The sequence below is a fragment of the Pseudomonas sp. DWP3-1-3b3 genome, assembly GCF_049896305.1.
In the GTDB taxonomy this organism is placed as follows: domain Bacteria; phylum Pseudomonadota; class Gammaproteobacteria; order Pseudomonadales; family Pseudomonadaceae; genus Aquipseudomonas; species Aquipseudomonas azotoformans_A.
Window position 1 is genome coordinate 1065784 of the sequence record NZ_JAFCUA010000001.1, and the last position, 24682, is coordinate 1090465.

Consider the following 24682-nt stretch of genomic DNA (forward strand, 5'->3'; position numbering starts at 1 on the left):
GGATTTTTATTGTTACCGCGCTCTAGGCAAAGCCCCCGACATCAGGCATATAATTTGCTTATGTTTGGCGCTCACGCGCCCTGTCGTGGATGGCGCATTGCGCCGGCGAATAAGGTGTTAAGCCCCTGCCATGAAACCATCGCTAGTCCTGAGAATGGGCCAGCAGCTGACGATGACACCGCAGCTGCAACAGGCCATCCGCCTGCTCCAATTGTCGACCCTGGACCTGCAACAGGAAATCCAGGAGGCCCTGGAGTCCAATCCGATGCTCGAACGCCAGGAAGAAGGCGACGACTTCGATAACGCAGACCCGCTGGCCGATAACATCGAGCAAAAACCCAATTCCGACGTGCAGGAACCCTCCTATCAGGAAACCGCCCCTACGGTGGATAACCTTGAGGAAGGCGAATGGAACGAACGCATCCCCAATGAGCTTCCTGTCGACACGGCCTGGGAAGACGTCTACCAGACCAGCGCCAGCAGCCTGCCCAGCAACGACGATGACGAGTGGGACTTCACCACCCGCACCTCCGCCGGCGAAAGCCTGCAGAGCCATTTGCTGTGGCAACTGAACCTGGCGCCGATGTCGGACACCGACCGTCTGATCGCCGTAACCCTGATCGACTGCATCAACAACCAGGGTTATCTAGACGAGACGCTTGAAGAGATTCTTGAAGCCTTCGACCCGGAACTGGATATCGAGCTGGACGAGATTGAAGCCGTCCTGCACCGCATCCAGCAGTTCGAGCCTGCTGGAATCGGCGCGCGCACTCTCAGCGAATGCCTGCTGCTGCAATTGCGCCAACTGCCAGCCAAGACACCTTGGCTCGCCGAGGCCCAGCGCCTGGTCACCGATTACATCGACCTGCTGGGCAGCCGCGACTACAGCCAGTTGATGCGCCGCATGAAGCTCAAGGAAGACGACCTGCGCCAGGTCATCGAGCTGGTACAGAGCCTCAACCCGCGCCCAGGCTCGCAAATCGAGTCCAGCGAAGCCGAATACGTGGTGCCTGACGTGATCGTGCGCAAGGACAACGAGCGCTGGCTGGTGGAGCTGAACCAGGAGTCGGTGCCACGCCTGCGGGTCAACCCGCAATACGCCGGTTTTGTGCGTCGCGCCGACACCAGCGCCGACAACACCTTCATGCGCAACCAGTTGCAGGAAGCGCGCTGGTTCATCAAGAGCCTGCAAAGCCGCAACGAAACCCTGATGAAAGTGGCCACCCAGATCGTCGAGCACCAGCGCGGCTTCCTGGAATACGGCGACGAAGCCATGAAACCGCTGGTGCTGCATGACATCGCCGAAGCGGTGGGCATGCATGAATCGACGATTTCCCGGGTCACCACGCAGAAATTCATGCATACCCCACGGGGTATTTATGAACTGAAATACTTTTTCTCAAGCCACGTCAGCACCTCCGAAGGCGGTGAATGCTCGTCCACGGCGATCCGCGCGATCATCAAAAAACTGGTTGCCGCGGAAAATCAGAAAAAGCCATTGAGTGACAGTAAGATCGCTGGTTTACTGGAGGCACAAGGCATTCAGGTCGCCCGTCGAACCGTCGCCAAGTACCGCGAGTCCCTCGGGATCGCGCCTTCCAGCGAGCGTAAGCGTTTGATGTGACGGGCGGGCCACAGCGTTCCAGTGGTGGGTATTCCTGCCCACCGCTTTATGCACTGGCAACGAAGGAGAAGCTGTATGCAAGTCAACATCAGTGGACACCAGCTGGAAGTCACCAAACCCCTGCGTGAATACACCGAAAGCAAGCTGAACAAGCTGGCGGGGCATTTTGACAAGATCACCAACGTGCAGGTCATCATGGAGGTCGATAAGCTCAAGCAGAAAATCGAGGCCACCCTGCACGTACCGAATGCAAAGCTGGTCGCCAATGCGGAGCATGAAGACATGTACGCGGCGATCGACTCGCTCTACGACAAGCTCGACCGCCAACTCATAAAGCATAAGGAAAAGAATCTGCACCTGATGCAAGGTACAGGTCGTTAACCCTCCCCCCATGATCCGACTTGAAACCATCCTGACCCCCGGCCGTTCCCTCGTGAACGTGCCGGGCGGCAGCAAGAAGAAAGCCCTCGAACAAATTGCCAACCTGATCGCGCGCGAAGTGCCGGATCTGGAGATGCAAGATGTCTTCGACGCGCTGATTGCCCGTGAAAAACTCGGTTCCACCGGTTTTGGCAACGGCATCGCCATTCCTCACTGCCGTCTCAAGGGCTGCGAAACCCCCGTCAGCGCCCTGCTGCACCTGGAAGCCCCCATCGATTTCGATGCGATCGACGGCGCCCCGGTTGACCTGCTGTTCGTTCTGCTGGTCCCGCAAGCTGCCACCGATGCGCACCTGGAACTGCTCCGGCAGATCGCCAGCATGCTCGACCGCAAGGAAGTACGTGACAAACTGCGCAGCGCCAGCAGCAACGAGGCGCTGTATCAGGTTGTCCTGGATGAACAGAACGGGCAGTAATCATGCGTTTGATCATCGTCAGCGGCCGCTCCGGCTCGGGTAAAAGTACCGCCCTCAATGTGCTTGAGGACAACGGTTTCTATTGCATCGACAACCTGCCCGCCGGCCTGCTGCCGGAACTGGCGGAACGCGCGTTGATTCACACCGAACTGGCGCAACCCCTGGTCGCCGTTTCGATTGATGCCCGCAACCTGCCCAGCCACCTTGAGCGGTTCCCGCAATTGCTCGAGGAAGTGCGGGCCAAGCACATTCATTGCGACGTGCTGTACCTGGACGCCGATGAAGAGACTCTGCTCAAGCGGTTCTCCGAAACCCGCCGGCGCCACCCCCTCAGCAGCCCTCATCGTTCCCTGGCCGAAGCCATCGAAGACGAAACCAAGCTGCTGGGCCCGATCATTGACCTCGCCGACCTCAAGATCAACACCACCAGCCTCAACCTGTACCAGTTGCGGGATGCCATCAAGCTGCGCCTGCTGAACCAGCCGGAGCCGGGTACCGCGTTTCTGGTGGAGTCGTTTGGGTTCAAGCGCGGTATGCCTGTGGACGCCGACCTTGTGTTCGACGTACGTTGCCTGCCCAACCCTTACTGGAAGCCGGAACTGCGTGAACAGTCCGGGCTGGATCAGCCCGTGGCCGATTACCTGGCCGCGCAACCGGATGTGGAGGAGATGTTCCAGGACATCTCCAGCTACCTGCTCAAATGGCTACCGCGTTTTGCCGCAAGCAATCGCGCCTATGTCACCATTGCCATCGGCTGCACCGGCGGGCACCACCGTTCCGTCTACCTGACCGAACGCCTGGGCCAGGTGTTGCAACAAACCCTCAAGAACGTCCAGGTCCGCCACCGCGACCTTAGCTGAAAGGAACACCTTCGCGATGCCCGCTCTGGAAATTGAAATCATCAACAAACTGGGCCTGCACGCCCGCGCCTCGGCCAAATTCGTGGGCGTGGCCGGGCAGTTTCCCTGCCAGATCCGCGCCGGTCGCACGCCGGAGTCCATGGTCGATGGCAAAAGCATCATGGCCATGATGATGTTGGCAGCCGGCAAAGGCACCAAGATTCATTTGAAGACAGAAGGCGAGCAGGAAGACGAAGCGATGGCCGCACTGGTCGCGCTGATCAATAACTTCTTTGATGAGGGTGAGTAAGCTCACCCTTTGAGACAGGCGTGAAGCCGCAACGGCTTCACCCCATCGCGGTATCCATCACCATCATCAAGCAGAACCCGATGCACAGCCCCAGGCTGGCGAGTTTTTCGTGGCCATTGCGTCGCGACTCGGGGATCACTTCGTGAGTCACCACCAACAGCATCGCGCCAGCTGCCAGGGCCAATCCCAGCGGCAAGAGCACCTCGGCCAAGCTCACCAACCAGGCGCAGAGCACAGCAAATACCGGCTCCACCAGACCTGATGCCGCGCCGATCAGGAACGCCTTGACCCGCGACATCCCTGCCCCGGCCAACACCAACGCAATCACCAACCCTTCGGGCACGTCCTGCAAGGCAATGCCCATGGCCAGGCTGTCGGCATCCGGCATGCCACCGCCCGCCGAGACGCCGACCGCCATACCTTCCGGAATGTTGTGGGCGATGATGGCAAACACGAACAGCCAGATACGCGGCGGAATCACCGGCTTTTCTGGCGTGCCCACCAGCATTTCCGGGCTGGCACCGGAGACCTTGCGGTCCACCAGATACAGCCCGAATGCCCCCAGCATGATGCCGAAGCTGATCAAACCACTGGCGCCCCAGGGCGAAAGCCCCAGGCCTTCAGCCGCGGCAATGCCCGGCACGATCAGCGAAAATGCGGTCGCTGCCAGCATGACCCCAGCCCCGAAGCCCAGCAGCGTATCGCTCAACGCCACCGGCATCCGTCGAATGACCAGCACCGGCACCGCACCGAGCGCCGTGCCGAGTGCGCAGATGGATCCGCCCTGCAGGGCACGCAGAATGCGCGGTTCCAGGTTCAGCCAGGCCAGCCCATGGGCCACCAGCAATGCAGTACCTGCCAACAGCAACAGCGAGCCAAACGCATAACGAAACATTCGCCCGCTGCTGATCGCCAGTGTTTCAGTGCCCATAGTCGGCCTTAGATCTTGTTATGAAAGTGAATATCAGGCCACGGCGGCCTGATAGCGTGCGGCGACTTCTGGCCAGTTGATGACACTGTAGAAGGCATTGATGTATTCCGGGCGGCGGTTCTGGTACAGCAGGTAGTAGGCGTGCTCCCACACGTCCAGACCGAGTATCGGCGTGTTGCCGTTCATCAACGGGCTGTCCTGGTTACCGCTGCTTTCCACCACCAGGGTCTTTTGCGGGGTGACGCTCAGCCAGGCCCAGCCGCTGCCGAAACGGGTCAACGCAGCCTTGGTGAAAGCCTCCTTGAAGCTGTCGAAGCCGCCCAGTTGTTCGTCGATGGCTTTGCCCAGTGCGCCTTCGGGCTTGCCGCCGCCTTTAGGCGACATCACCGCCCAGAACAGCGAGTGGTTGGCATGGCCACCGCCCTGATTGATCACCGCTGCGCGCAGTTTTTCTGGCAGTTGCTGCACGCTGGAGACCAGCTTCTCGACCGGCCAACCGGCGAACTCGGTGCCCTCGACGGCAGCGTTGAGGTTGTTGATGTAGGTTTGGTGGTGCTTGGTGTAGTGGATTTCCATGGTTTGCGCATCGATATGCGGTTCCAGGGCGTCATAGGCGTAAGGCAATGCAGGCAAGGTATAAGTCATATCAATGTGCTCCGTAATGAGGAGTGGCGGGTTGCGCCGCAGCGCCACCCAACAGGCGATGGGTACGCGGGTACTCGCCGTGATCGCTGATGAAATTCAATAGCTCGACGTAGGTCTTGCTGCTCTGGCGCAGCGCCGCTTCGCGCAATTGCGGGTTCAGACGCGGGTCCTGCATGGTCTGCAGCAGGCGCTGATGGATAGCGCACAGGTATTCCGCGCTTTCCTCCGGCTGGTTCAGGCGCAGGTGCAGGTCCGCCAGGTTGTGATGGGAAATGACGCAAGCCGCCACTGCTTCGTCGGCATCCGCCCAGCGTTCGAACAACACTTGGGCCAGGGCCAGGGCTTGCAAATAGGCCTCGCGAGCATCAACCAACTCGCCCGCCATAAAGCAGCGATTGGCCCGTTCGATCGTGCGTTTCCAGTGCTCCATGGTGAGCCTCCAAAGCAGGGTCGGTGATTACACGCCGCCAGCCGTGAGCTTTTCCGGGTCCAGCAGGATCTCCAGTTGGCTGCGTGGCAAGTCGGTGTGTTCAAGGGCAACATCAATCACCGGACGGCCTTGCTGATAGGCCTTCTTGGCGATTTCAGCGGCCTTTTGGTAACCGATGATCGGGTTGAGTGCGGTCACCAGGATCGGGTTGCGCGACAGCGCTTCCTTGAGCTTGGCTTCGTTGACCTTGAAGCTGGCGATGGCCTTGTCGGCGAGCAAACGACTGGAATTGGCCAGTAATTCCAGGCTGCTGAGCAGGTTCTGCGCGATGATCGGCAGCATCACGTTCAGCTCGAAGTTGCCCGACTGACCGGCGACGGTGATCACTGTGTCATTGCCGATGACCTGAGCGGCAACCATTGCCGTGGCTTCCGGAATCACCGGATTGACCTTGCCAGGCATGATCGAAGAGCCCGGCTGCAGGCCTTCCAACTCGATTTCACCCAGGCCGGCGAGTGGGCCGGAGTTCATCCAGCGCAGGTCGTTGGCGATTTTCATCAGCGACACGGCGGTGGCTTTCAACTGGCCAGAGACTGCGACGGCTGTGTCCTGGGAGCCGATCAGGGCAAACAGGTTCTTGCCGGGAGTGAATTTCACGCCGGTCAGGCTGCTCAACTGCTGGCTGAACCGTGCAGCGAATTCAGGGTGTGCGTTGATTCCGGTGCCGACCGCCGTACCGCCTTGGGCCAGTGCTTGCAGGCTCGGCAGAAGGTCCTGCAGATGACCGATATTGGCCTTGAGCTGCTGAGCCCAACCGTTAAGCACCTGGCTCATGCGCACGGGCATGGCGTCCATCAGGTGCGTGCGGCCGGTCTTGATGAACGGGTGAACCTCTTCGGCTTTCCGCTCGATGACCTGTACCAGGTGCAGCAGGGCCGGGAGAGTTTGCTCATGCAGGACCAGCGCGGCACTGACGTGGATCGTGGTCGGGATGATGTCGTTGCTGCTCTGGCCGCAGTTCACGTGGTCGTTGGGGTTGACCGACTCGCCGAGCAAGCGCGTGGCCAGGGTGGCAATCACTTCGTTGGCGTTCATGTTGGAGCTGGTGCCGGAGCCGGTCTGGAAGATATCCACCGGAAAATGCGGCATGAAGTCGCCTTCCAGCAAACCTTGGGCGGCGTCGATGATGGCCTTGCCCTGCCCTTCGCTGATTTGCTTGAGGTCGACGTTGACCTTGGCGGCAGCCGCCTTGGCCAGGATCAGAGCGCGAATGAATTGCGCCGGCATGCGTTGATGACTGATCGGGAAATTGTTCACCGCGCGCTGGGTTTGCGCACCGTACAAGGCCTCGGCAGGTACTTGCAGTTCGCCCATGCTGTCGCGTTCGATACGGGTGTTACTCATCGTTAGATCCTTGCACCAGGTCAGAAACAGAAAGGGAGGGCAGCAATTCGCAGGTCGCCAATCGCCACGCAAAGGACTGCCAGCGCTTGAGGCGGCAGGCGCAGTGGGAGAGTTTTTCCAGGTCGCGCAGCGGGCGCCAGGCCTGGTCCAGGCACAGGGAGCGCCAATGCCAGGGCAGCGCGATGTCGCTGGCGGTGTCGAGCAGCAAGCGGAATGAGGTTTCTGCGATCGTCCACGGATGGGTCGCGGTGCAGCACGCCAGGTATCGACCCTCATTGAGGTAATGTTCGATCAGGCGCGGCTCGTTGGGGTCGAGGCCGCAGCGAATCTGGCGACTCATCCAGCGCCAGCTTTCCAGATAAGGATCCTCATGCAGGACAGAACTCATGATCCACACTCATTCGGTAATGATATTTATTATTAAATGATATTGAGAATCAAAACAATAGCGGCAGATTGATCCGCTTGCAAAACGCCCACAAAAAAAGGCGCGCCACCTGATGGATGGCGCGCCTTTTTGGCTTACGCGTTAGAGGGATCAGCTGCCGGCGACAGTCATCCGCTCGATCAACACCGAACCTGTGCGAATGTTGCTGCGCAGTTCCAGATCATTACCCACGGCGACGATCTGCTTGAACATGTCGCGCATATTGCCGGCGATGGTCACTTCCTGGACGGCAAACTGGATCTCACCATTTTCCACCCAGAAACCCGCCGCGCCGCGGGAGTAATCACCGGTGACCATGTTCAGGCCATGGCCCATCAGCTCAGTCACCAGCAAGCCGCGCCCCATGCGCCGCAGCAGCGCTGCCTGGTCTTCATCGCCGTGGGTGACGAACAAGTTGTGTACACCACCGGAGTTTGCGGTGCTTGGCAGGCCCAGCTTGCGACCGGCGTAGGTGCCCAACACGTAAGACACCAACTCGCCCTTCTCGACGAACGGCTTGGCATAGGTCGCCAAACCATCACCGTCGAACGACGTACTGCCCATGGCGCGCATCAAGTGCGGGCGCTCATCGATGGTCAGCCATTCCGGGAACAGCTTTTGGCCAATCGCCCCCTCCAGGAACGAAGACTTGCGGTACAAGTTGCCACCGGAAATCGCCCCCAGGAAACTGCCAAACAGCCCACCGGCCAGTTCTGCCGAAAACAGCACCGGCACTTCACAGGTCGGTACAGGGCGTGCACCCAGACGGCTCGCCGCACGCTGCGCGGCGCGCTGGCCAATACTGATCGGGTCCGCCAGCAACTCGCCCTGGCGGTTCACGTCATACCAGTAATCGCGCTGCATCTGGCCATCAGCCTCGGCGATCATCACGCAGCTCAAGCTATGGCGGGTGGACGCATAGCCACCGATAAAGCCATGGCTGTTGCCATACACACGGCAACCCTGATGTGTACTCAACGTGGTGCCATCCGCATTCTTGATGCGGGCATCGGCGTCGAACGCGGCGGCTTCGCAGATCAGCGCCTTTTCAATGGCCTGTTCGGGGGTGATGCCCCAGGCGTGAAACAGATCGAAGTCCTTCAGGTCTTTGGCCATCAGCGCCTTGTCGGCCAGGCCCGAGCTTTCGTCCTCGGAGGTGTGCTTGGCGATTGCCAACGCAGCCGCCACTGTCTCGCGAATCGCTTCCGGACCGCTGGCCGAGGTACTGGCCGAACCTTTGCGCTGCCCGACATACAAGGTGATACCAAAACCCTGGTCGCGGTTGAACTCAACGGTTTCCACTTCCCGCTGGCGCACCGACGTCGACAGCCCTTGCTCCAGCGACACCGCCACTTCACAGGCACTGGCCCCCTGGCGCTTGGCCTCGGCAAGGATCTGCTCGACTTGTTCCTGCAGTGCCGGTAACGCTTGCGGACCGACGCTTTGGGCTGCACTCATGGTTTTCTCCACTCAAATTCTGCTTTCGGTTAAGGCCATCGAGCGACCGGGCCGGACAAGCGGCCCCCGACTGGTTATCATGGCGGCGTTTCTTTGCGGACTGCCACCATGGTTGATTCTTACGACGACTCCCTCGATGGGGAGAAAAGCAAAACCCAGGTCAAACGTGAGCTGCATGCTCTGGTTGACCTCGGCGAGCGCCTTACAACGCTCAAAAAAGACTTGATTGCAAAACTGCCACTGACCGACGAAATGCGTCGTGCCCTGGCCGATGCACCCAAGCACACCGCGAATATCGCGCGTAAACGGCACATCTCGTTTATCGGCAAACTCATGCGCGATCAGGACATCGACGCCATTCTGACCTTGCTCGATCAAACCGATGCCTCGACTCGCCAGTACAACGAACGCTTCCATAACCTGGAACGTTGGCGTGACCGCCTGATCTCGGGCGATGACGCGGTGCTGGAGAAATTCGTGGTGGACTACCCGGACGCGGACCGCCAGCAACTGCGCTCCCTGATCCGTCAGGCCCAGCACGAACTGGCGCATAACAAGGCGCCGGCCACCAGCCGTAAAATCTTCAAGTACATCCGTGAGCTGGACGAGACTCAACGCGGCCTGCGCTGATCCTCTTCCTCGGGTGGCGGTTTTCGCCACCCGAAGCTCCACCTTTCTTACGACCCCGTGCCACCCACGGTGATCGCATCAATCTTCAGCGTTGGCTGGCCGACACCCACCGGCACCGACTGCCCGTCCTTCCCGCAGGTGCCTACGCCACTGTCCAGCGACAGGTCGTTACCGACCATCGACACCTTGCTCATGGCTTCCGGACCGTTACCGATCAACGTTGCACCTTTGACCGGCGCGGTGATCTTGCCGTCCTCGATCAGGTACGCCTCGCTGGTGGAGAACACGAACTTGCCGCTGGTGATATCTACCTGGCCACCACCGAGGTTGGCGCAGTAGATACCGCGTTTCACCGAAGCGATGATCTCGGCCGGGTCGCTTTCGCCACCGAGCATGTAGGTGTTGGTCATGCGCGGCATCGGCAGGTGCGCATAGGATTCACGGCGTCCGTTACCAGTGCGCGCCACGCCCATCAGGCGGGCGTTGAGCTTGTCCTGCATGTAGCCCTTGAGCACACCGTTTTCGATCAGGGTGGTGCACTCGGTCGGGGTGCCTTCGTCATCGACGCTCAGCGAGCCCCGGCGACCGGCCAGGGTGCCGTCATCGACGATGGTGCAAAGCTTGGACGCAACCATTTCACCCATGCGCCCGCTGTAGGCCGAACTGCCCTTGCGGTTGAAGTCACCTTCGAGGCCATGGCCGACCGCTTCGTGCAGCAGCACGCCGGACCAGCCCGAACCCAACACCACCGGCAAAGTGCCGGCCGGCGCTGGAATGGCTTCCAGATTGACCAGCGCCTGGCGCAACGCTTCACGGGCGTAACCCATGGCACGGTCGTCAGTGAGGAAGTAACGGTAGTCGGTACGCCCGCCGCCGCCATGGCCACCGCGCTCGCGGCGACCGTTCTGTTCGACGATCACACTGACATTGAAACGCACCAACGGGCGTACATCCGCCGCCAGGCCGCCGTCGGTGGACGCCACCAAAATGCGCTCCCAGACACCGGCCATGCTCACGGTGACCTGCTGGATACGCGGGTCGAGGGCGCGGGTGGCGGCGTCGATACGCTTGAGCAGCTCGACCTTTTCCGCACGGCTGATCACTTCCAGGGGGTTATCCGGCGCGTACAACTGCGCCACGTCCTGAGTACTGAACGCCTGCACCGTGCCATTTTGCCCGGCCCGGGAGATCGAGCGCGCGGCACGCGCGGCGAGGCCCAAGGCTTCCAGGGTGATCGCGTTGCTGTAGGCAAAACCGGTTTTCTCGCCGGATTGCGCGCGCACGCCCACCCCCTGATCGAGGTTGAAACTGCCTTCCTTGACAATGCCGTCTTCCAGGGCCCAGGACTCGGAAATCTGCCCCTGGAAATACAGGTCAGCCGCGTCGATGCCCGGCCCGGCCAGGTCGCCGAGTACGGTTTGCAAGCTTTCGATGGTCACGCCACCGGGTGCCAGGAGGTGATCACTGACTGAGGACAACAACTCGCTCATAGGAATGGCCTTAAATTCATCGTTCCGAAGCAGGTCGCTGTGCGCCCTGCGAGAAAAAGCGCCGATGGTTGACCACCGGCATGCGCGCCCTTATCGACGCTTGTTCAGTGCTATCGCGTGCGGCCAGCAACACCGCTTCGCCTTGATCCTGTTGTGCCAGCACACGCCCCCAAGGGTCGACAATCGCCGCATGACCATAGGTTTCCCGTGGTCCCGGATGCACACCGCCTTGAGCGGCCGCCAGCAGGTAGCACTGGGTCTCGATGGCACGTGCGCGAATCAGCACATCCCAATGCGCCGCGCCGGTCACCGCCGTAAACGCCGACGGCGCGGTAATCAATTCAGCCCCAGCCGCACGCAACTCGCTGTACAGCTCGGGGAAGCGCAGGTCGTAACACACCGTCAGGCCCAAGCGGCCGACGGGCGTGTCCGCCACCACTACATTGCCTCCGAAAGCATAGTCGTCGGATTCGCGATAACGACCGCGGGCATCGGCGACATCTACATCGAACAGGTGCAGCTTGTCGTAACGGGCAACGATTTCACCCTGATCATCGACCAGCAACGAGCAGGCATTGGACTTGGCGTTTGGCTGGTCCTTTGGTGGCAGCGGCAAAGTGCCTGCCACTATCCATAAGGTGAGGTCGCGGGCGGTCTGTTTCAACCACGGTAGGATCGGGCCCTCGCCCAGTGCTTCGGCGCGACCGATGTCGGCCACGTCGCGGCGGCCCATGGCGGCGAAGTTTTCCGGCAATACCGCCAGCTTCGCACCACCCGCCGCCGCTTGTTCCAGCAGACGCCGGGCCTGGGCCAGGTTGGCCAGCACATCGCTCTGGCTGACCATTTGAATTACCGCAAAGGACATGGGCCGTCTCTCCGTCAAGGGCATGCGGCCATGCTACTCCACAGGCCCTCAGTTTGGCTTTTCAAATGGCTTGTCGAAGGTGATTTTCGGGTCCTTCCACGGGCCTTCCACCTTGTATTGCACACTGGCGAAGCGCGCAACACGGTCACCAATCAGCTTGTCGATCAGGAACAACGCACCGCCGATAGCAGGCGCGCCTACGATCAGCGCGGCGATCGGCAGGTTATTGGTCACCGGCAAGGTGACCAGCAGCTTGGCGTCGACACGGTCTGCGACCAGGTCCAGGGTGCCGTTGAGTTCCAGGTTCGTCGAAGGCCCGGTCATGGTGATCGGCTCACGGGTCACGAACACGCCGTTGCTCGCCGCCAGCAACCCTTTGACCCGGTCATAGCTCAAGCCCTTGCCGAGCAAGTCCGAAAAGTCCAGGCGCAGACGGCGCCCAATGGAGTTGAAGTTCAGCAGGCCAAACACCCGCAGCGCTTGGGCGCCACCTTCCACTTCGACGAACTGGCCATTGCGGAACGCTGCATCCAGGCTGCCGGAAAAACGCTTGGGCCCGACATAGGCCGGCGAACCGGGCCAGCGACCATCGACATCCAGGTGAAAATCCTGGCTGGTGACAGTGGGCGCATAACCCCAACCCTTGAGTACATCACCGATATTCTTGCCATCCAGGCGACCCTTGTACCAACTACTGCTGTCGACTGCCGTACCTTCCCAACCGCCCGCGCCCTTGAGCTGCATGCCCTTGAGGCCGAGGTCCAGGTTATTGAAGGCCAGGCCTTTGGCTGTCGGGCGGATTTTCAGCGACCAGGCGCCTATCAGATCCGGTCCTTGGAACAATTGATCAATACCGATATCCAGCGCCGGAATGTCCTTGGGGTCGATGCCCGCCAAGGGGTCCGGCGCGTTTTCGTCAGCCTGCACCGTAGGATCCACCGCCGGCAGCTTCACATATTGCAGGTTGACCGCAATCGGTGCGCCCTTGGCGTCCGGCAGGTTGACCGTGCCCTTGGCCTGCTGACTGTCGAGTTGCAGGCCCCACGCCGCAGGCTTGCGGTCCAGCTGTAGATTGACCTGATCAAACTGGGTGCCAAAACCGGTCAGCTTGCCCACTTTGAAGTCAGCGCCGCTGAGCAACTGCTTGGCGCTGCCGCCCGGATCGTTGCCCGCGTAGCGGTCTACCAGCTTCTTCCACGGATCGATATCGAGTTCAGACAGCACGCCGCGAATGCGCAAGCCCTTCGCCCCAGGCAACACGGCATCGCCATCACCCAGGAAAAGCTCACCGCGCCCTTCATTGAATTTGTCCGGCGGCGCCGCAAACGTGAAGTTGGCCAGCTCTCCGTAATCGAACCAATAACGCCGCTCCGCCCCCTGCAAGGTCATGCGGAACACACTGTCACGCCCCTGGCTGGCGGGCATGCCGAACGGTGCCGGCAGGTCCACGGCAACGCCTTTCAGGTTGGAGTTGACCATCAGTTGGCTATCGGCGCCGTCGAGGGTCAGTTGCAACTGGTAGGGAATATCGCCGGACACCGGCAACGGCTGGCTGATTTTCAACCAGTCCGTCAGCCGCTTGACCGTCACTTGGCCTCTGGCATTCACACGCGTGCTGATATTGCCCGGCTTGCCATCGGCAACGATCTGCGCCGTGATCGGCCGGTCAAACGCCTGGGCCGTGATGTTCTGGCCACTGAGGCCTTTGGCGCTGTCGAAGCGGAAGTCGCCCTTGAGCTGAGTGAGGTCCAGGGTCGGCTCGGCCAGTTGCAGGCGTGCCTTGTCCGTCTTGAAGTCCACCACAATCTTAGGATCAGTGCCCTTGGCCAACGGTACATCCAGGTCAAGACTGCCCTGCAGGTCGCCCTCGCCCTTCCAGCCGGCAAAGGTCGATGCGGTGCCGATCGGCGCTTCCTGGAGGATTTTCAAACCATCGCCCAAACCACCGGCAAACCCGCCGGTCAGCAACAGATGACTGTCCTTGCCCTCCGGCGCGTGGGGGATATTGACGTAGATGTCCTTGACCTTGGTGTCGAGCAGCTGGCCCTTGCTGGCCAGGATGCGCACGCCGCTCTCCTCGACAAACACTTCGCCATTGACCTTGCTCACATGCGGCCAGCCCGGCTGGAACGCCAGTTCGGCGTCATGCACCTTGAAGAACAGGCTGATATTGCGCGAGGCCGGCAGTGCGTCGTGGTTCAGCGAGCCCTGGTACTGGAAGAAACCCTGGTCCACCGCGCCCTTGAGAATCGCCGTGCGCAGCCACTCATCCAACGCCGGGCTTAACACCGCCGGCAGGTATTTGGAGGTGAATCGTCCATCGCCATCGACCATGCCGACCCGTAGGTCCATGTAGTCTTCCTGATTGTGATCGAAATGCAGGCGAATCAGGAAATCAGCAGCGATCTTGCCCTCCTCACCCAGCACCTTGATATAGGGCGCGATCAGGGTGAAGCCTTCCTTGTCGAGCTTCCACGTCAGGCGTGCATTGGCCTGGATGTACTGCCACGGCTTGGCAAAGATGGGGTCTAGGTGCAGGGAAAAGTCCTTGCTGTCCATGCGCAACTCGCCATGGCCCAGGTCACCGCTGATGCTGCCGGACACGTTGCGCGCGGCCGGTGCGCCAAAGTAGGCATCAAAACCGATGCGTTCGAGGTTGGCGGCGAAGCTGACTTTTTGATCGGTGGTGTCTTGAGGGCGAAAATCCACCAGCACATTACGCAGCAGGCCCGTGGCCTTGAGGTGCTGAATGGTCTTGGCAAAACCTTCCGGCAGCGGCGCCAGGGCATTGAGCAGCGGCGTGATCGGCGTGAGGTCCAGGCGGTCGGCCTGGAGCTTCCAGACTTCCTGATCCTTGTCGGTGGCCAGGGTTTGCTGAAGTTGCAGGCGCGATTCCCAACGGGTTTCCCCCAGGTTCATCGCCAGTGAGTCAAACAGCACCTTGAGACCGGTTTCGCTGCGTTGCAGGTAGGCGGTGAGCGCCAGGTTCTCGATATGCACAGGTTTGCGGTCGGCGTAGCTGCCTTTTACCTGCGGCGAGTTGAGGCGCACTACTGCGCTCTGCACAGCGCCTTTGGCCCAGGTCAGCCAAAATTCACCGCCGGCCTTGAATTGGGTGAGCTTCCATTGCTGGGTCAGCTTGGCCGGAATCCACTTGGCCCAGTCGCTTTGCGGCAGGCTCAGGTAAGCCTGGACCTCGCCGTCCTTCCACTGGCTGGCGCGGATACGCGTGCGCAGGCTCACCGCCAAGGGCTGGCCGTCGGGCAGGGTCAGACGCGCATCCAGGCGTTGGCGGGTGACGCCGGTGTGCAGGCTCAGGCCTACATACGTCAGGGTCACAGGCGCTTGGTCAAACGGCTGCAAGGTCACTTGGCTGTCGAGCAGCGACACGCGCTTGACCTTTTGCATGTTCTTGAGCAGTTGCTCAGGGTCGACGGGTTGGTCGTCCTGCACAGGGAGGCCTTGCAAGGCCCATTTGCCGTCCTTGTCTTCCTTGACGCTGAGCTGCAAGCCACTGACCTGCAGATGAGCAATACGCACTTCGCGGGCCATCAGGCTGGCCCACATGTCCGGCACCACTTCGACCTGGTCCAGGCGCAAGGCACTGCTGCCCTCGCCTACCATCACATCATGGGCCCGCAATACCGGCGCGAAGCCGCTCCAGCGGCCCTCAAGACTGCCAATGTGCAACGGCATGTCCACCGCGGCCTGGGCCTTGGCCTCGATCTCTGCACGGTACTCGGCCACCAGTGGCGTCAACTCTCGACCCAGGCTCACATACACTGCTGCCAATACCAGCAGCAAGGCACAGAGGCCCAGGCCCCAACGGGTCAAAGCGGCAAAAAAGCGTATCAGACGCTCCATGTCAGGCGACCCTCAAGGCAGTAGTCGGACGGCAGATCAAAGCCTGCCTGTCTCATAAAAGGTAAGCGAATGGGGATCAGAGCAGCACCACGTCGTATTGTTCCTGGGAATACATGGTTTCGACCTGGAAGCGTATCGTGCGCCCGATAAACCCCTCCAGCTCGGCAACGTTACCGGATTCTTCATCCAGCAGCCGGTCGACCACTTTCTGGTTGGCGAGCACCCTGTAACCTTCGGCCTGGTAGGCTCGCGCCTCTCGCAGGATTTCGCGGAAAATCTCGTAGCAAACGGTTTCCGGGGTCTTCAATTTACCGCGGCCCTGGCAACTGCTGCACGGCTCGCACAGCACCTGTTCCAGGCTTTCGCGGGTACGCTTGCGGGTCATCTGCACCAGGCCCAGCTCGGTGATACCAATGATGTTGGTCTTGGCGTGGTCGCGCTCCAGCTGTTTTTCCAGGGTACGCAGCACCTGGCGCTGGTGTTCTTCATCTTCCATGTCGATGAAGTCGATGATGATGATGCCGCCCAGGTTACGCAGGCGCAGTTGGCGCGCGATCGCGGTGGCCGCTTCGAGGTTGGTCTTGAAGATGGTTTCTTCGAGGTTGCGATGGCCGACGAACGCGCCGGTGTTGACGTCGATGGTGGTCATGGCTTCCGCCGGGTCCACTACCAGGTACCCGCCGGACTTGAGCGGCACTTTGCGTTCCAGGGCTTTCTGGATTTCGTCTTCGACGCCATACAGGTCGAAGATCGGTCGCTCGCCGGGATAGTGTTCCAGGCGGTCGGCAATTTCCGGCATCAACTCGGCAACAAACTGCGTGGTGCGCTGGAAGGTTTCCCGCGAGTCGATGCGAATTTTCTCAATCTTCGGGCTGACCAGGTCGCGCAGCGTGCGCAGGGCCAGGCCGAGGTCTTCATAGATCACGCTGGGCGCGCCGATGGTCTTGATCTGGGCACCGATCTGGTCCCACAGGCGCCGCAGGTAGCGGATGTCCATGAGAATCTCATCGGCGCCGGCGCCTTCAGCGGCAGTGCGCAGGATAAAACCGCCCGCCTCCTTGATACCTTCGGCCGCCACGCAGTCGCTGACCACCTTTTTCAGGCGCTCGCGCTCGGCTTCGTCTTCGATCTTCAGGGAAATGCCGACATGGGCAGTGCGTGGCATGTACACCAGGTAACGCGACGGAATCGACAGTTGCGTGGTCAGGCGCGCGCCTTTGGAGCCGATGGGGTCCTTGGTGACTTGCACCACCAGGCTCTGCCCTTCGTGTACCAGGGCGCTGATGCTTTCTACCGCTGGCCCTTCACGCAGGGAAATTTCTGAAGCATGGATAAACGCGGCACGGTCCAGGCCGATGTCGACGAAGGCCGCCTGCATGCCTGGCAGAACCCGCACCACCTTGCCTTTGTAGATATTGCCGACGATCCCGCGCTTCTGGGTGCGCTCCACGTGCACTTCTTGCAGAACACCGTTCTCTACCACCGCCACGCGCGATTCCATCGGCGTGATATTGATCAGAATCTCTTCACTCATGGCTGGGTCTCGTTCAGGCGTTTTCACAATAGTGACCGATCGCTTAAGGCTGGGCGCTGGAGTACGGCGTTCAGCGCGCGGTAAGGTTTTGCCAACAGGGTATGCCGAATTGGCCGAGCAGTTGCGCGGTTTCGCACACCGGCAGGCCTACCACGGCGGAATAACTGCCATTGAGCCCTGCGACGAACACCGAGCCTAATCCTTGGATAGCATAGCCGCCCGCTTTGTCCTGGGGCTCGCCACTGTGCCAGTAGGTGGTTGCTTCCTCGACGGAAATCTCGCGAAACCGTACACGACTGCTTACACAAACAGTCTCGCAGCGCTGGCCATCGGTGAGGGCAATGGCGGTGAGCACTTCATGCTCACGCCCCGCCAGCGCCATCAACATGGCCAGGGCATCGGCCTGATCGACGGGCTTACCGAGGATTTTTCCATCGACGATTACGGCGGTATCGGCACCCAACACACAGGCGTCGGAGGTGTTTTCGAGCACAGCCAAACCCGCCGTCGCCTTGCCACGCGCAAGGCGCTCGACGTAGGAAACGGCGGATTCGTTTGTAAGAGGAGTTTCATCGATAGCGGCACTGACCACGGTGAAAGGCACACCGATCTGGGTCAGCAGTTCACGCCGCCTCGGGGAGCCCGAGGCCAGGTAAAGCGAATTCATTGCAGACTCTCCCTGTAGGGTTCGATAACCAGGCAGAGCCTCGCAATCCATTCAATTGATTTTATAGCGGCGACGCAACCCACGCAGACCGAAGCTGATCCATGGCCACAGCAAGGCACTGACCAGCGCCGGCAATACCAGCGCCAAGGTTGGCTGGCGGTTACCGGTCAACGCACTCAGCCATAGCTGAACCAACTGCGCCAGGCCGAAGATCACCAGGATCACCAGGCATTGCTGCCACATCGGGAACATGCGCAGGCGTTGTTGCAACGACAGCACCAGGAAGGTGATCAGCGTCAGGATCAACGCGTTCTGGCCCAGCAAGGTGCCATAGAGCACATCTTCCGCCAAGCCCAGGAACATCGCCGTGACCATGCCGACCTTATGCGGCAGGTTCAACGACCAGAACGCCAGCAACAGTGCCAGCCAGAGCGGACGCAGGATTTCCATGAACTGCGGCAGGGGCGAAACGCTCAGCAGCATACCGATAGCAAAGGTGAGCCAGACGATCCAGCCGTTGCGCGAATGAGTACTGGCCATTATTCCTCCCTCTGCCGCGTGGTTGCCGGGGCAGTTGCCGGAGGCTTGGCAGCCGGGGTCGCGGCCGGTGGTTTAGTCACGGTTGGCTTGGCGGGGCGCGTGGTGTGAGCGGCCGGCTTGACCGGGGTGGCTACGGGTGCTGCCGGAGCCGCCGTCGGTGCAGGCGGCCCGACGAATGCCGGCTTGGGCACGGTTGCCGGAACAATCGGCGCTGTACCGTTTTGCTTGTCTTCCGCTTCCTGGGCCTGCGCGGCGTCATTGGCGCGCTCTTCCGGCGTACGGTTGTCGCTGAACACCAGCAGCAGGTAGCGGCTGCGGTTCAACGCAGCCGTCGGCACGGCACGCACAATGGCGAACGGCTGACCGGAATCGTGGATCACTTCCTTCACCGTCGCCACCGGGTAGCCCGCAGGGAAACGCTGCCCCAGGCCGGAGCTGACCAGCAGGTCGCCTTCCTTGATGTCAGCGGTGTCCGCCACATGGCGCAATTCCAGGCGCTCCGGGTTACCGGTGCCGCTGGCAATCGCGCGCAGGCCGTTGCGGTTCACCTGCACCGGAATGCTGTGGGTGGTGTCCGTCAGCAACAATACCCGCGAGGTGTAGGGCATCAGCTCAACCACTTGGCCCATCAGGCCACGGGCGTCGAGCACCGGCTGGCCCAGGACCACACCGTCGCGCTCACCCTTGTTGATGATGATGCGATGGGTGAAGGGGTTGGGGTCCATGCCGATCAACTCGGCCACTTCGACCTTTTCATTGACCAGCGCGGAAGAATTGAGCAACTCGCGCAGCCGAACGTTCTGCTCGGTGAGGGCCGCGAGCTTTTGCATGCGCCCCTGCAACAGCAGGTTTTCGGTCTTGAGTTTTTCGTTTTCGGCGACCAGTTCGGTGCGGCTGCCAAATTGGCTGGCCACGCCCTGGTACAGACGTTGCGGCAGGTCGGTGATCCAGTAAGTCTGCATCAACACCAGCGACATCTGGCTGCGCACGGGCTTGAGCAGTGCAAAACGGGCATCGACCACCATCAGCGCGACCGAAAGCACGACCAGCACCAACAGGCGCACGCCCAATGAGGGGCCTTTGGCGAAAAGCGGTTTAATAAGCCGCTCCTCCCAGGCAAATGTTCTCTTTATTCATACGGCATCTAACCGGCCTGGATGCAGATTGAAGAAGATAAACGCCAACAGGCAGCACTGCAAAGTGCTGCCTGCGGGCGAAACATGGGCTAACCAGCAATGACTTATTCGCTGGAGAGCAGGTCCATGGTGTGTTTATCCATCATTTCCAGTGCACGACCACCGCCACGGGCAACGCAGGTCAGCGGGTCTTCGGCGACGATCACCGGCAGGCCAGTCTCTTGGGCCAGCAGCTTGTCGAGGTCGCGCAGCAAGGCGCCACCACCGGTCAGCACCAGGCCACGCTCGGCGATGTCGGAAGCCAGTTCCGGCGGCGATTGCTCCAGGGCGCTTTTCACCGCCTGAACGATGGTGGCCAGGGACTCTTGCAGAGCTTCCAGCACTTCATTGGAGTTCAGGGTAAAGGCACGTGGAACGCCTTCGGCCAGGTTGCGACCGCGCACGTCAACTTCGCGCACTTCGCCGCCTGGGTAGGCGGTGCCGATTTCCTGCTTGATGCGCTCAGCGGTGGATTCACCGATCAGGCTGCCGTAGTTACGACGCACATAGGTGATGATCGCTTCGTCGAAACGGTCGCCGCCGACGCGGACGGATTCGGCATACACCACACCGTTCAGGGAGATCAGGGCGATTTCAGTGGTACCACCACCGATATCCACCACCATCGAACCGCGTGCTTCTTCAACCGGCAGGCCGGCACCGATCGCAGCAGCCATCGGCTCTTCGATCAGGAACACTTCACGGGCACCGGCACCGAGGGCCGATTCACGGATGGCACGACGCTCAACCTGGGTGGACTTGCACGGAACGCAGATCAGCACACGAGGGCTGGGCTGCAGGAAACTGTTTTCGTGAACCTTGTTGATGAAGTACTGCAGCATCTTCTCGCAGACGCTGAAGTCGGCGATCACGCCGTCTTTCATCGGACGGATGGCGGCAATATTGCCCGGTGTACGGCCGAGCATGCGCTTGGCCTCGGTGCCGACGGCAACGACACTTTTCTGGTTACCGTGCGTCCGAATAGCCACAACCGATGGCTCATTCAGGACGATACCGCGCTCGCGCACGTAAATAAGGGTGTTGGCAGTGCCCAGGTCAATGGAAAGATCGCTGGAAAACATGCCACGCAGTTTCTTGAACATGGGAAAGGGACCCTAGGCAACGCGTGGGTAAAAAAGTGCGGCAAACTCTAACAACGACAGGGATTTTGGGCAAGGCGCCAATGTGCTAAATTGGCCGACTTTCTGTGCACCTAACCCCACAATCGCGGCCGTAAGACCGTAGAAATGCGGTAGTGTTCCGACAATCTAACACACGGACAGCCTCCGTTCTGTTTTCCACTGGAGATTCCCATGACGCTTGAACGCTCCGACGTGGAAAAAATCGCGCACCTGGCCTCGCTTGGCCTCAATGATGCCGATCTTCCACAGACCACCGCAGCCCTGAACAGCATTCTCGGGCTGGTCGACCAAATGCAGGCCGTGAATACCGACGGTATCGAGCCCCTGGCTCACCCGCTGGAAGCCAGCCAGCGCCTGCGCGCAGACGTCGTGACCGAGAGTAATAATCGCGAGGCCTACCAGTCCATCGCGCCAGCGGTCGAAAACGGCCTGTACCTGGTTCCGAAAGTCATCGACTAAAGGGAAAGAGCCTGCAATGCATCACATGACTCTGGCCGAGATCGCCCGCGGTCTCGCCGACAAAAAGTTTTCTTCCGAAGAGCTGACCAAGACCCTGCTGGCGCGCATCGCCGAGCTGGATCCTGCGGTCAACAGCTTCATCAGCCTCACCGAAGAACTGGCCCTGAGCCAGGCCAAGGCTGCCGACGCACGTCGCGCCAACGGTGAAAATGGCGCGCTGCTGGGCGCTCCAATCGCCCACAAAGACCTGTTCTGCACCCAGGGCATTCGCACCAGCTGCGGCTCGAAGATGCTCGACAACTTTAAAGCACCCTACGACGCCACCGTGGTGTCCAAACTGGCTGCCGCCGGGGCCGTGACCCTGGGCAAGACCAACATGGACGAATTCGCCATGGGTTCGGCCAACGAGTCGAGCTACTACGGCGCGGTGAAAAACCCGTGGAACCTGGAGCACGTGCCCGGCGGTTCGTCCGGCGGTTCGGCAGCCGCGGTTGCCGCGCGCTTCCTGCCGGCGGCTACGGCCACCGACACGGGTGGTTCGATCCGCCAGCCAGCAGCCTTCACCAACCTCACCGGCCTGAAGCCGACCTACGGTCGCGTTTCCCGTTGGGGCATGATCGCCTACGCCTCCAGCCTCGATCAGGGTGGCCCTTTGGCGCGCACCGCCGAAGACTGCGCAATTTTGTTACAAGGCATGGCAGGCTTCGATAAACAGGACTCCACCAGCATCGATGAGCCAGTGCCGGATTACAGTGCCAGCCTGAACACCTCGCTCAAGGGCTTGCGCATCGGCGTGCCGAAGGAATACTTCAGTGCCGGTCTCGACCCGCGCATTGCTGAGCTGGTGCACAACAGCGTCAAGACGCTGGAAAGCCTGGGTGCCGTGATCAAGGAAATCAGCCTGCCGAACAACCAACACGCGATTCCTGCGTACTACGTGATCGCGCCGGCAGAAGCCTCTTCCAACCTGTCGCGTTTCGACGGCGTGCGTTTCGGCTACCGCTGCGAGAACCCGAAAGACCTCACCGACCTTTATAAGCGCTCCCGTGGTGAAGGTTTCGGTGCCGAAGTCCAACGCCGCATCATGGTCGGTGCCTACGCCCTGTCGGCCGGCTACTACGACGCGTACTACCTCAAGGCGCAGAAAATCCGTCGCCTGGTGAAGAACGACTTCATGGCCGCCTTTGAACAGGTCGACGTGATCCTCGGCCCAACCACGCCGAACCCGGCCTGGAAGCTCGGCGCCAAGAACGGCGACCCGGTGGCTGCGTACCTCGAAGACCTGTACACCATCACCGCCAACCTCGCGGGCCTGCCGGGCTTGTCCATGCCAGCCGGTTTCGTCGATGGCCTGCCGGTCGGCGTGCAATTGCTCGCCCCGTATTTCCAGGAAGGCCGCCTGCTCAATGTGGCGCACCAGTACCAGTTGAACACCGACTGGCACACTCGCACCCCTACCGGCTTCTGAGGAGAACACTATGCAATGGGAAGTTGTGATCGGGCTGGAGATTCATACCCAGCTCGCCACCCAATCGAAGATTTTCTCCGGTAGCGCCACCACGTTCGGCTCTGAGCCGAACACCCAGGCCAGCCTGGTCGACCTGGGCATGCCCGGCGTTTTGCCAGTGCTGAACCAGGAAGCGGTGCGCATGGCGGTGATGTTCGGCCTGGCGATTGACGCCGAGATCGGCCAGCACAACGTGTTCGCGCGCAAGAACTACTTCTACCCGGACCTGCCCAAGGGCTACCAGATCAGCCAGATGGAACTGCCGATCGTCGGCAAGGGCCACCTGGACATCCCCCTGGAAGACGGCACCATCAAGCGCGTCGGCGTAACCCGTGCGCACCTGGAAGAAGACGCCGGCAAGAGCCTGCACGAAGAATTCCCAGGTGCCACCGGTATCGACCTGAACCGTGCCGGTACGCCACTGCTGGAAATCGTCTCCGAGCCGGACATGCGCAGCGCCAAGGAAGCCGTGGCCTACGTCAAGACCATCCACGCGCTGGTGCGTTACTTGGGCATTTGCGACGGCAACATGGCCGAAGGCTCGCTGCGTTGCGACTGCAACGTGTCGATCCGTCCAAAGGGCCAAGCCGAGTACGGCACTCGCTGCGAGATCAAGAACGTCAACTCGTTCCGCTTCATCGAGAAAGCGATCAACAGCGAAGTGCGTCGCCAGATCGAGCTGATCGAAGACGGCGGCAAGGTCATCCAGCAGACCCGCCTGTACGACCCGAACAAAGACGAAACCCGCGCCATGCGCAGCAAAGAGGAAGCCAACGACTACCGTTACTTCCCCGACCCGGACCTGTTGCCGGTGGTCATCGAGGACTCGTTCCTCAATGACGTGCGCGCCACCCTGCCGGAACTGCCGCAGCAGAAACGCGAGCGCTTCCAGGCGCAGTTCGGCCTGTCGGTCTACGATGCCAGCGTCTTGGCCTCCAGCCGTGAACAAGCCAACTACTTCGAAAAAGTCGTGAGCATTGCCGGCGACGCCAAGCTGGCGGCCAACTGGGTGATGGTTGAGCTGGGCAGCCTGTTGAACAAGCAAGGCCTGGAGATCGACGAAGCCCCGGTCACTGCCGAGCAGTTGGGCGGCATGCTGCTGCGCATCAAGGACAACACCATCTCCGGCAAGATCGCCAAGACCGTGTTCGAAGCCATGGCCGCAGGCGAAGGCAGCGCGGACGAGATCATCGAGCAGCGTGGCCTCAAGCAAGTCACCGACAGCGGCGCGATCTCGGCCGTATTGGATGAAATGCTCGCGGCCAACGCCGAGCAGGTCGAGCAATACCGTGCGGCAGACGAAGCCAAGCGCGGCAAGATGTTCGGCTTCTTTGTGGGTCAAGCGATGAAAGCCTCCAAGGGCAAGGCCAACCCGCAACAGGTGAACGAATTGCTGAAAAGCAAGCTCGAAGGCTGACCAGCGACACGCGCCCCTTCGGGGGCGCACTTTTTCGGGGACACCTTGCATGAAGCGTCTACTCGGCCTCCTGGCCTTGTTCTCCCTGTTGGCCGGCTGCGCCAGCGGCGTCATCAACCCCAACGGCTACGACGAAACCGGCACCGCCTCCTATTACGGCGCCCGACACCATGGCAAAAAGACCGCCAGCGGTGAACCCTTCAACCAGAACGCCCTGACCGCCGCCCACCGGCAATTGCCGTTCGGCACCCAGGTCAAGGTCACCAATCTCGACAACGACAAATCCGTGGTTGTCCGCATCAATGATCGCGGCCCGCATACCCGTGGACGCCTGATCGATCTTTCACGCAAGGCGGCCGAACAGCTGGGTATGATCAGCAGCGGTACGGCGCGAGTGCGCGTACAAGCGCTAAGCAACTAAACGGAGCCCAGGCCATTTTCGGATTAACCGCCCTCTCGCCCTGGAGC

24 protein-coding genes are annotated in these 24682 nt (G+C 60.8%); 10 read left to right on the forward strand and 14 right to left on the reverse strand.

Annotated features, from left to right (window positions below):
* Positions 1-130 precede the first annotated feature (130 nt).
* The 5 genes from ACP7BX_RS05195 (at position 131) to ACP7BX_RS05215 (ending at position 3629) form a co-directional block, all read left to right on the forward strand.
* Positions 131-1624 (forward strand): RNA polymerase factor sigma-54, encoded by a 1494-nt coding sequence (locus ACP7BX_RS05195; protein ID WP_016974289.1) that lies wholly within the window; start codon positions 131-133, stop codon positions 1622-1624.
* A gap of 75 nt (positions 1625-1699) precedes the next feature.
* Positions 1700-2005, forward strand: coding sequence for a ribosome hibernation-promoting factor, HPF/YfiA family (hpf, locus tag ACP7BX_RS05200; protein ID WP_003171804.1), 306 nt, complete (start codon positions 1700-1702; stop codon positions 2003-2005).
* A 10-nt stretch (positions 2006-2015) separates the two neighbouring features.
* A complete protein-coding gene (gene ptsN / locus ACP7BX_RS05205) occupies positions 2016-2480 on the forward strand; it encodes a PTS IIA-like nitrogen regulatory protein PtsN (RefSeq protein ID WP_061435337.1) in 465 nt (154 codons plus the stop codon).
* 2 nt (positions 2481-2482) lie between these two features.
* Entirely contained in the window at positions 2483-3340 is an 858-nt protein-coding gene (gene rapZ, locus ACP7BX_RS05210) for an RNase adapter RapZ (RefSeq protein ID WP_028618857.1), read from the forward strand.
* Positions 3341-3356: 16 nt separating this feature from the next.
* Complete coding sequence (locus ACP7BX_RS05215) at positions 3357-3629, forward strand: HPr family phosphocarrier protein (RefSeq protein ID WP_016974292.1); 273 nt, start codon at positions 3357-3359, stop codon at positions 3627-3629.
* A 37-nt stretch (positions 3630-3666) separates the two neighbouring features.
* On the opposite strand, the gene ACP7BX_RS05220 is transcribed toward ACP7BX_RS05215, so the two are convergent.
* The 6 genes from ACP7BX_RS05220 to pmbA all read right to left on the reverse strand — a co-directional run bounded on the left by ACP7BX_RS05220 (position 3667) and on the right by pmbA (position 8924).
* The gene (locus ACP7BX_RS05220) at positions 3667-4560 is read right to left on the reverse strand and encodes a ZIP family metal transporter (protein ID WP_426128173.1); all 894 of its coding nucleotides are present in this window, start codon (positions 4558-4560) and stop codon (positions 3667-3669) included.
* Between the two features lie 33 nt (positions 4561-4593).
* Positions 4594-5205: a superoxide dismutase gene (locus ACP7BX_RS05225; RefSeq protein ID WP_078046889.1), complete on the reverse strand. Its 612-nt coding sequence runs from the start codon at positions 5203-5205 to the stop codon at positions 4594-4596.
* Position 5206: 1 nt separating this feature from the next.
* Entirely contained in the window at positions 5207-5635 is a 429-nt protein-coding gene (locus tag ACP7BX_RS05230) for a hypothetical protein (protein ID WP_426128171.1), read from the reverse strand.
* Positions 5636-5662: 27 nt separating this feature from the next.
* The gene (locus ACP7BX_RS05235; RefSeq protein ID WP_269132867.1) at positions 5663-7039 is read right to left on the reverse strand and encodes a class II fumarate hydratase; all 1377 of its coding nucleotides are present in this window, start codon (positions 7037-7039) and stop codon (positions 5663-5665) included.
* Positions 7032-7427 (reverse strand): hypothetical protein, encoded by a 396-nt coding sequence (locus tag ACP7BX_RS05240; RefSeq protein WP_033899355.1) that lies wholly within the window; start codon positions 7425-7427, stop codon positions 7032-7034. The genes ACP7BX_RS05235 and ACP7BX_RS05240 overlap by 8 nt, the downstream gene beginning before the upstream one ends.
* A 150-nt stretch (positions 7428-7577) precedes the next feature.
* Entirely contained in the window at positions 7578-8924 is a 1347-nt protein-coding gene (gene pmbA / locus ACP7BX_RS05245) for a metalloprotease PmbA (RefSeq protein WP_426128168.1), read from the reverse strand.
* 108 nt (positions 8925-9032) lie between these two features.
* Between pmbA and yjgA the strand changes: the two genes are divergently transcribed.
* Complete coding sequence (gene yjgA / locus ACP7BX_RS05250) at positions 9033-9554, forward strand: ribosome biogenesis factor YjgA (protein ID WP_033899348.1); 522 nt, start codon at positions 9033-9035, stop codon at positions 9552-9554.
* A 47-nt stretch (positions 9555-9601) separates the two neighbouring features.
* On the opposite strand, the gene tldD is transcribed toward yjgA, so the two are convergent.
* The 8 genes from tldD to mreB form a co-directional block, all read right to left on the reverse strand.
* Positions 9602-11044, reverse strand: a complete 1443-nt coding sequence (tldD, locus tag ACP7BX_RS05255; RefSeq protein WP_010213129.1) for a metalloprotease TldD — start codon at positions 11042-11044, stop codon at positions 9602-9604.
* Between the two features lie 16 nt (positions 11045-11060).
* A complete protein-coding gene (locus ACP7BX_RS05260) occupies positions 11061-11909 on the reverse strand; it encodes a carbon-nitrogen hydrolase family protein (protein WP_426128166.1) in 849 nt (282 codons plus the stop codon).
* A 48-nt stretch (positions 11910-11957) separates the two neighbouring features.
* The gene (locus tag ACP7BX_RS05265) at positions 11958-15773 is read right to left on the reverse strand and encodes a YhdP family protein (protein WP_426128164.1); all 3816 of its coding nucleotides are present in this window, start codon (positions 15771-15773) and stop codon (positions 11958-11960) included.
* A gap of 76 nt (positions 15774-15849) precedes the next feature.
* Entirely contained in the window at positions 15850-17307 is a 1458-nt protein-coding gene (gene rng, locus ACP7BX_RS05270) for a ribonuclease G (protein ID WP_010213134.1), read from the reverse strand.
* A gap of 70 nt (positions 17308-17377) precedes the next feature.
* Positions 17378-17974 carry a Maf family protein gene (locus ACP7BX_RS05275; protein WP_426128162.1) on the reverse strand — a complete coding sequence of 199 codons (597 nt, stop codon included), beginning with the start codon at positions 17972-17974 and terminating at the stop codon, positions 17378-17380.
* A 51-nt stretch (positions 17975-18025) separates the two neighbouring features.
* Complete coding sequence (gene mreD, locus ACP7BX_RS05280; protein ID WP_016976217.1) at positions 18026-18514, reverse strand: rod shape-determining protein MreD; 489 nt, start codon at positions 18512-18514, stop codon at positions 18026-18028.
* On the reverse strand, positions 18514-19614 hold the full coding sequence (gene mreC, locus ACP7BX_RS05285; RefSeq protein ID WP_314528966.1) for a rod shape-determining protein MreC: 1101 nt from the start codon (positions 19612-19614) through the stop codon (positions 18514-18516). Before mreC ends, mreD begins: the two co-directional genes overlap by 1 nt.
* A gap of 140 nt (positions 19615-19754) precedes the next feature.
* The gene (gene mreB / locus ACP7BX_RS05290; protein ID WP_002555108.1) at positions 19755-20792 is read right to left on the reverse strand and encodes a rod shape-determining protein MreB; all 1038 of its coding nucleotides are present in this window, start codon (positions 20790-20792) and stop codon (positions 19755-19757) included.
* Between the two features lie 210 nt (positions 20793-21002).
* Here mreB and gatC point away from each other — a divergent pair, with 210 nt between their 5' ends.
* The 4 genes from gatC to ACP7BX_RS05310 are packed head-to-tail and all read left to right on the forward strand — an operon-like array spanning position 21003 to position 24635.
* A complete protein-coding gene (gene gatC / locus ACP7BX_RS05295; RefSeq protein ID WP_010213142.1) occupies positions 21003-21290 on the forward strand; it encodes an Asp-tRNA(Asn)/Glu-tRNA(Gln) amidotransferase subunit GatC in 288 nt (95 codons plus the stop codon).
* A 16-nt stretch (positions 21291-21306) separates the two neighbouring features.
* The gene (gatA, locus tag ACP7BX_RS05300) at positions 21307-22758 is read left to right on the forward strand and encodes an Asp-tRNA(Asn)/Glu-tRNA(Gln) amidotransferase subunit GatA (protein ID WP_061435326.1); all 1452 of its coding nucleotides are present in this window, start codon (positions 21307-21309) and stop codon (positions 22756-22758) included.
* A 10-nt stretch (positions 22759-22768) separates the two neighbouring features.
* On the forward strand, positions 22769-24214 hold the full coding sequence (gene gatB / locus ACP7BX_RS05305) for an Asp-tRNA(Asn)/Glu-tRNA(Gln) amidotransferase subunit GatB (protein ID WP_033899327.1): 1446 nt from the start codon (positions 22769-22771) through the stop codon (positions 24212-24214).
* Between the two features lie 49 nt (positions 24215-24263).
* On the forward strand, positions 24264-24635 hold the full coding sequence (locus ACP7BX_RS05310) for a septal ring lytic transglycosylase RlpA family protein (protein WP_016976221.1): 372 nt from the start codon (positions 24264-24266) through the stop codon (positions 24633-24635).
* Positions 24636-24682: the final 47 nt, after the last annotated feature.

Excerpts from the sequence above, each read along its gene's own strand:
- ACP7BX_RS05195 (WP_016974289.1), top strand. The coding sequence starts at position 131 with ATGAAACCATCGCTAGTCCTGAGAATGGGCCAGCAGCTGACGATGACA.
- hpf (WP_003171804.1), top strand. The coding sequence starts at position 1,700 with ATGCAAGTCAACATCAGTGGACACCAGCTGGAAGTCACCAAACCCCTG.
- ptsN (WP_061435337.1), top strand. The coding sequence starts at position 2,016 with ATGATCCGACTTGAAACCATCCTGACCCCCGGCCGTTCCCTCGTGAAC.
- rapZ (WP_028618857.1), top strand. The coding sequence starts at position 2,483 with ATGCGTTTGATCATCGTCAGCGGCCGCTCCGGCTCGGGTAAAAGTACC.
- ACP7BX_RS05215 (WP_016974292.1), top strand. The coding sequence starts at position 3,357 with ATGCCCGCTCTGGAAATTGAAATCATCAACAAACTGGGCCTGCACGCC.
- ACP7BX_RS05220 (WP_426128173.1), bottom strand. The coding sequence starts at position 4,560 with ATGGGCACTGAAACACTGGCGATCAGCAGCGGGCGAATGTTTCGTTAT.
- ACP7BX_RS05225 (WP_078046889.1), bottom strand. The coding sequence starts at position 5,205 with ATGACTTATACCTTGCCTGCATTGCCTTACGCCTATGACGCCCTGGAA.
- ACP7BX_RS05230 (WP_426128171.1), bottom strand. The coding sequence starts at position 5,635 with ATGGAGCACTGGAAACGCACGATCGAACGGGCCAATCGCTGCTTTATG.
- ACP7BX_RS05235 (WP_269132867.1), bottom strand. The coding sequence starts at position 7,039 with ATGAGTAACACCCGTATCGAACGCGACAGCATGGGCGAACTGCAAGTA.
- ACP7BX_RS05240 (WP_033899355.1), bottom strand. The coding sequence starts at position 7,427 with ATGAGTTCTGTCCTGCATGAGGATCCTTATCTGGAAAGCTGGCGCTGG.
- pmbA (WP_426128168.1), bottom strand. The coding sequence starts at position 8,924 with ATGAGTGCAGCCCAAAGCGTCGGTCCGCAAGCGTTACCGGCACTGCAG.
- yjgA (WP_033899348.1), top strand. The coding sequence starts at position 9,033 with ATGGTTGATTCTTACGACGACTCCCTCGATGGGGAGAAAAGCAAAACC.
- tldD (WP_010213129.1), bottom strand. The coding sequence starts at position 11,044 with ATGAGCGAGTTGTTGTCCTCAGTCAGTGATCACCTCCTGGCACCCGGT.
- ACP7BX_RS05260 (WP_426128166.1), bottom strand. The coding sequence starts at position 11,909 with ATGTCCTTTGCGGTAATTCAAATGGTCAGCCAGAGCGATGTGCTGGCC.
- ACP7BX_RS05265 (WP_426128164.1), bottom strand. The coding sequence starts at position 15,773 with ATGGAGCGTCTGATACGCTTTTTTGCCGCTTTGACCCGTTGGGGCCTG.
- rng (WP_010213134.1), bottom strand. The coding sequence starts at position 17,307 with ATGAGTGAAGAGATTCTGATCAATATCACGCCGATGGAATCGCGCGTG.
- ACP7BX_RS05275 (WP_426128162.1), bottom strand. The coding sequence starts at position 17,974 with ATGAATTCGCTTTACCTGGCCTCGGGCTCCCCGAGGCGGCGTGAACTG.
- mreD (WP_016976217.1), bottom strand. The coding sequence starts at position 18,514 with ATGGCCAGTACTCATTCGCGCAACGGCTGGATCGTCTGGCTCACCTTT.
- mreB (WP_002555108.1), bottom strand. The coding sequence starts at position 20,792 with ATGTTCAAGAAACTGCGTGGCATGTTTTCCAGCGATCTTTCCATTGAC.
- gatC (WP_010213142.1), top strand. The coding sequence starts at position 21,003 with ATGACGCTTGAACGCTCCGACGTGGAAAAAATCGCGCACCTGGCCTCG.
- gatA (WP_061435326.1), top strand. The coding sequence starts at position 21,307 with ATGCATCACATGACTCTGGCCGAGATCGCCCGCGGTCTCGCCGACAAA.
- gatB (WP_033899327.1), top strand. The coding sequence starts at position 22,769 with ATGCAATGGGAAGTTGTGATCGGGCTGGAGATTCATACCCAGCTCGCC.
- ACP7BX_RS05310 (WP_016976221.1), top strand. The coding sequence starts at position 24,264 with ATGAAGCGTCTACTCGGCCTCCTGGCCTTGTTCTCCCTGTTGGCCGGC.